1 protein-coding gene is annotated in these 2,805 nt (G+C 29.3%); it reads right to left on the minus strand.

Going from position 1 to position 2,805, the window contains the following annotated elements:
- Nucleotides 1–1,170 precede the first annotated feature (1,170 nt).
- A partial coding sequence (locus BRSU_RS13950) for a methyl-accepting chemotaxis protein (protein ID WP_048596197.1) occupies nt 1,171–2,805 on the minus strand: 1,635 nt, incomplete at its 5' end.

The raw sequence follows: 2,805 nt of genomic DNA on the forward strand, positions 1-2,805 counted from the left end.
CTCATATTTTTAAATGAATATGCTATATCACCAATTTCATTTCTTTTGAATTTGAATTTTCTAAGTATAAATTCTCCTCTGGACATTTCTTCAGCTTCTTCTACAAGTATTTTCAAAGGACTAATGATTTTTTTGATATACAAGAATCCAATAATAAAACTTAATATTATACCTAATACTCCAATTATAATTCCAATCTTTAATATATTTGTGCTTTGTTGTTCAATAAAACTTAGAGGCATAGAAAAAGCAACTTTCCAAGGCTGATTTTTTAGACTTGTATATAAACATACCTTTGTCATACCATCATTTTGGAATTCCAATTTTCCTTCTATGTTATTAACTATTGTTTTTACTTCTACAGGGGCTAATTTACCAACTTCACTTGGTACATTATGCATTACAAGCAAAGTATCTTTATTGAATACCCATAGTCTTATCCAATGAGTTAGAACTGCTCCAGCAGTAATTGATATTTCATCTATTACTTTCTGCCAATCTACTATGATTAATAAACCTCCTAGATAGCGATTATCTATTTTTGAATTTATAGGAGAAATGATAGCAGTGATCCATTTACCATTAGGGTCTTTATATATAGAATCTGCTNATAGGAGAAATGATAGCAGTGATCCATTTACCATTAGGGTCTTTATATATAGAATCTGCTAAAGTAGGTTTTTTAGCAGCATCGTATATTCTCCATAAATCTGGATATAGATCATTTACTTTTTTACCTACATCAGTATTATTTCCTTCTGAATTATTTAATATAGTCCCATTTGGTTCTATTAAAGATATACTTTTAGCATAAGGATTTTTCCCTGCAACTAATTTCATTGAATTTATAAGTTCGGCTTCATCATCAGGATTTCTATACTCCATATAATTTATTACAGAAGAAAAAGAAGCATAAGTATCTGATAAAATTAGCTGGTTTTCAATTAGAGAATCGAAAAATGTAGAATATCCTTTTATTGTAGTTCCAAATCCATCATAAGAAGATTTATCTATAGCTTTTTTTGACATATATACTAATGTGGATATGGAAATAATTAAAAGCAATGCGATAAAAATATTAACTACAATAGGTATTTGTATACTTAAGCTATTAAATTTTTTTCTCATGGTTATGTATACCTCCTAATTAATATATTTGATCATAATTTTTTAATTCATTTTGAAGAAAGTCATTATGCTTTTTAAGTTTTCTGATTGTTCTAATAATTCTCTAGCGTAGTTTGTAGTTTCATCTACTAAAGCAGCATTCTGCTGAGTTATACCGTCTATTTTAGATACAGCTATATTTACCTGATCCACACCTGTTTGCTGTTCTACTGCTGTTGTGCTTATCTCCTGCATTATCTTTGCTGTACCATCTATTTTAGATTGTATATCATTAAATATAGATTGTGATTCTCTGGCAGTTTCAGCAGATTTATTAATTTTTTCATAAATATTTTCTATAAGTAATGTTATGTCTTTAGCTGATGATTGAGAGTTTTGCGCTAAGTTTCTAACCTCAGAAGCTACAACAGCAAAACCTCTTCCCTGATCTCCAGCACGGGCTGCCTCTACAGAAGCGTTAAGAGCAAGTATATTAGTTTGGAAAGCTATATCTTCTATTGTTTTAGTAATGCTTTTGATTTTTTCACTAGATTCATAAACTTCTTCTATATTTTTTGTAGTTTCAGCAATTACACTAGCGCCATTTTCTACAGCCTTTTTAGAAGCTATCATCATATCATTTCCTTCTACAGAGTGAGTAGCAGAAGATTTTATAGTAGAAGCCATTTCTTCTATAGCAGAAGCAGTTTCTTCAAGACTAGAAGCCTGGGCATCTGTTCTAGCTGATAAATCATCGCTTCCTTGAGTAAGATTAGCTGCAGCATTATTAATTTTTTCTGAAGTAGCATTAACTTCATTAATAATTTTTACCATAGCATCTCTCATATTTTTAAATGAATATGCTATATCACCAATTTCATTTCTTTTGAATTTGAATTTTCTAAGTATAAATTCTCCTCTGGACATTTCTTCAGCTTCTTCTACAAGTATTTTCAAAGGACTAATGATTTTTTTGATATACAAGAATCCAATAATAAAACTTAATATTATACCTAATACTCCAATTATAATTCCAATCTTTAATATATTTGTGCTTTGTTGTTCAATAAAACTTAGAGGCATAGAAAAACCAACTTTCCAAGGCTGATCTCTAAGAGAATTATATAAACAAACTTTAGTCATACCATCATTTTGGAATTCCAATTTTCCTTCTGTGTTATTAACTATTGTTTTAATTTCTACAGGAGCTAATTTACCAACTTCACTTGGTACATTATGCATTACAAGCAAAGTATCTTTATTGAATACCCATAGTCTTATCCAATGAGTTAGAACTGCTCCAGCAGTAATTGATATTTCATCTATTACTTTCTGCCAATCTACTATGATTAATAAACCTCCTAGATAGCGATTATCTATTTTTGAATTTATAGGAGAAATGATAGCAGTGATCCATTTACCATTAGGGTCTTTATATATAGAATCTGCTAAAGTAGGTTTTTTAGCAGCATCGTATATTCTCCATAAATCTGGATATAGATCATTTACTTTTTTACCTACATCAGTATTATTTCCTTCTGAATTATTTAATATAGTCCCATTTGGTTCTATTAAAGATATACTTTTAGCATAAGGATTTTTCCCTGCAACTAATTTCATTGAATTTATAAGTTCCGCTTCATCATCAGGATTTCTATACTCCATATAATTTATTACAGAAGAAAAAGAAGCATAAGT

It is taken from the genome of Brachyspira suanatina, from assembly GCF_001049755.1.
GTDB classification, from domain to species: Bacteria; Spirochaetota; Brachyspiria; order Brachyspirales; family Brachyspiraceae; genus Brachyspira; species Brachyspira suanatina.